Annotated in this window: 3 protein-coding genes; 2 read left to right on the plus strand and 1 reads right to left on the minus strand. The window is 47.6% G+C overall.

The genetic code is table 11. The annotated features are described in order from the left end of the window. Positions 1 to 38: 38 nt before the first annotated feature. Positions 39 to 467, minus strand: coding sequence for a hypothetical protein (locus tag GW12_RS02300; RefSeq protein ID WP_034582882.1), 429 nt, complete (start codon positions 465 to 467; stop codon positions 39 to 41). 188 nt (positions 468 to 655) lie between these two features. Here GW12_RS02300 and radA point away from each other — a divergent pair, with 188 nt between their 5' ends. Then, entirely contained in the window at positions 656 to 2,041 is a 1,386-nt protein-coding gene (gene radA, locus GW12_RS02305) for a DNA repair protein RadA (protein WP_034582883.1), read from the plus strand. Between the two features lie 122 nt (positions 2,042 to 2,163). Then, positions 2,164 to 3,168: a Tim44 domain-containing protein gene (locus tag GW12_RS02310; RefSeq protein ID WP_034582887.1), complete on the plus strand. Its 1,005-nt coding sequence runs from the start codon at positions 2,164 to 2,166 to the stop codon at positions 3,166 to 3,168. Positions 3,169 to 3,231 lie beyond the last annotated feature (63 nt).

The following is a 3,231-nucleotide window of genomic DNA, read 5'->3' on the forward strand; positions in this document are numbered from 1 at the left end:
AATCTATTTCAGGACAAGACACAATTTTCTAAATGAGATCAGTTGAGACGACCGGAAAATTCATCTTCATCATGATTGAGTTCACAATTCAGAAAATCCTCACGGTCTGCTTCAATCTCCAGCGCAGTTTCCAGAGACAAGACAAAGAACAGTACGCCAGGAATTTTCATTTCGCCTTCGGTGTCTTCGAGATGATCACTGAGTATTTGATATGTTGAATCGACTTCATCAAATGGCACATCGATATAAAGATCACCGGAATAACTTTCAATCACGCCCGGCTGTTCGATTCCCATACAGGGTGTGAAGGTAATTTGTTTTTGCTGTAGCCATTCCATTAAATTTTGACGCAGATGATAGGATTCAGCCTCAGCATTGTTATGTTCATAATTTTCAAAATGAACAAATAAAACATCACGGCCTTTTTCACGTGCAATCGCATCGATATGTTGTAGTAATTGTGGCATATCCGGTTTCCTGTTCCCGTGATGATTCATCCGATTATAGAGAATATTTTATGGATATGTAGATCTGCAGATTTATCGACGTCATTGCTTGACGCAAAGCTGCTGAATTTGCAATCAATCTCTTGGCAATTTTCTTCATTCACCGCTATGCTGTAGCCCCATTCCCTCTATTTTATTTTTCGGAAACTATGGCTAAAGCAAAAAGTGTCTATCGTTGTGAGCAATGTGGTGCAGATCATCCGAAATGGTCTGGTCAGTGTGCTGAATGTGGGGAATGGAACAGCCTGCTGGAAGTCACCCTTGCCCCTGCAACGACACACCGTGCCCAGCCGAAAGTCGGTGGTTATGCCGGACAGGCATCAGCCATTACCACACTAAATAAAGTTTCGGTTTCACATGAAACTCGTATGCCTACCGGGATCGGTGAATTTGACCGTGTCCTTGGTGGCGGTCTGGTTACTGGCTCCGTGGTACTGATCGGTGGTGACCCAGGGATTGGTAAATCCACCATTCTGCTACAGACCGCGACGCATATGGCGGCTCGGAATAGCGCGGCGTTGTACGTGACGGGTGAGGAATCTTTGTCACAGGTTGCATTACGCGCCCAGCGTTTGGACCTACCAACTGAACATCTCAAAGTTATGGCAGAAACCTGTGTCGAACGTATCTGTGAAGTGCTGGCACAGGAACGCCCTGCTGTCGCCATTCTGGATTCGATTCAGACTTTATATACCGAAACTCTGCAATCTGCACCAGGTGGCGTATCACAGATCCGTGAATCTGCTGCTCTACTCACTCGCTTTGCAAAGAACAGCGGCACTGCCCTGTTTATTGTCGGTCACGTCACTAAAGAAGGTGCACTGGCCGGCCCGCGTGTGCTGGAACACATGGTCGACTGCGTCCTGTATTTCGAAGGTCAGTCCGATTCTCGCTACCGCATGATCCGTGCGGTAAAAAACCGTTTCGGTGCGGTGAATGAACTAGGTGTTTTCGGTATGACAGACAAAGGTCTGCGTGAAGTCTCCAATCCTTCTGCGATTTTCCTCAGTCGTTATGATGAAGCCATTCCCGGTTCCATCGTGATGATTAGCCGTGAAGGCACACGCCCGCTTTTGGTTGAAGTACAGGCTTTGGTCGATGATGCTCATGGTCAGCCACGCCGGGTAGCGCTTGGTCTGGAACAGAACCGTCTGAATATGCTGCTTGCCGTGATGCATCGTCATGGCGGCGTGCAGACTTCCGGACAGGACGTCTATGTGAATATTGTTGGCGGTTTAAAGATTACCGAAACCGGTTCCGACTTGGCTGTTCTGCTTGCCTGTGCATCAAGTATTCGTGGTAAGGCTCTGCCACAGCAACTGGCGGTGTTTGGTGAAGTGGGTCTGTCAGGAGAAATCCGCCCAGTTCCAAACGGTCAAGAACGTCTCAAAGAAGCCATCAAGCACGGCTTTAAATACATCATTCTTCCACGTGCCAATGCCCCGCAAAAAGAAGTACCGGGTGTCCGCTTTATTGCGGTTGCCCGCTTGCATGAAGCCCTCACAGAAGCGATGACTTTAAGTGATGAACTTTAATCCTGAATCTGGACATTTAGATTTTTCTTTTGATTAAAAAATACAGATTTTTGATTGAAATTCCATTGAAAGCCTATATAACTATAAAGCTCAATGAAGTTTTATTTTTATAGGAAAATTGAATGGAAGTTCGACAGCGCGGTTTGATCGCGGGTTTATTGACTGCAGCATTATTAGTTGCTCCTCTGGCTGCTGAAGCAAAACGTGCCGGTGGTGGTAAAAGCCACGGTATGCAACGTTCTGCTGCACCGACTCAGTCTTATCAGCAACCTCGCCAGACCGCTCCTGTACAACAGGCACCGACTGCTGGTGCAGCGACACAACAGAAATCTGGTTCAGGTGTTGGTGGCATGGTGGCAGCGGGTGTGGCAGGTGCTGCAATTGGTGCGGTAGCGGCGAATGCCCTGGCTGATGATAAAGATGCACAAGCAGCGTCTGAAGCTCAAGCAGCTCAACAGCAAGAGGAAAAAGGTGGTATTCCAGGCTGGATCTGGATCTTACTCGCTGCTGCTGTTGCCTTCTTCATTTTCCGCAAGATGGGCGCAAAAAAAAAACTAGCTTCTAATCCATACGCGCCAAACAGTGGTGCTGGTAATGCAGCGCCATTTGGTCAAACACCTCCTCGCGGTGGTGATAACACCAATATCTTTGGTCAAAATGTCGGTGGCAGTGCGCCAACCAATAATGCACCATTTGGTTCTGCGCCAGTGAACAATGCTCCGTTTGGCGCAGCCTACACCAACAGTGGCAACCAGCTGCCTGATGGCACTGAACCTGCTGCGTTCCTGCGTGTTGCGCGTCAGCGTTTTAATCATATTCAGTCTATGAATACGGCAAGCAACATTTCAGAAATCAAGCGTTACCTGACTCCTGATCTGTACCAGTCAATGTACAACGACATCATGGCGAACCAGGATCAGGACGTGGCTGAGTTCTCTAACCTGAATGCTATGGTAGTCGATTCTGCCAATGAAAATGGTCAATACGTAGTGAGCGTACGCTTTACAGGTACTGTGAGCGAAGACTTGAACAGCTTGCCACAGCCATTTGCGGAAATTTGGCACTTTGTGAAACCTGCTGGCTCTAATCAGGACTGGTTAGTTGCAGGTATTCAGCAAGAAAGCTAAGACCTAATTCTTTTAAATCAAACAGCGACCCTCGGGTCGCTGTTTTTTTATTTCGCAGATTCA

The organism is Acinetobacter sp. HR7 (genome assembly GCF_000773685.1).
GTDB lineage: Bacteria > Pseudomonadota > Gammaproteobacteria > Pseudomonadales > Moraxellaceae > Acinetobacter > Acinetobacter thermotolerans.

Coding starts and splice junctions, on each gene's coding strand:
- GW12_RS02300 (WP_034582882.1), bottom strand. CDS start 467: ATGCCACAATTACTACAACATATCGATGCGATTGCACGTGAAAAAGGC.
- radA (WP_034582883.1), top strand. CDS start 656: ATGGCTAAAGCAAAAAGTGTCTATCGTTGTGAGCAATGTGGTGCAGAT.
- GW12_RS02310 (WP_034582887.1), top strand. CDS start 2,164: ATGGAAGTTCGACAGCGCGGTTTGATCGCGGGTTTATTGACTGCAGCA.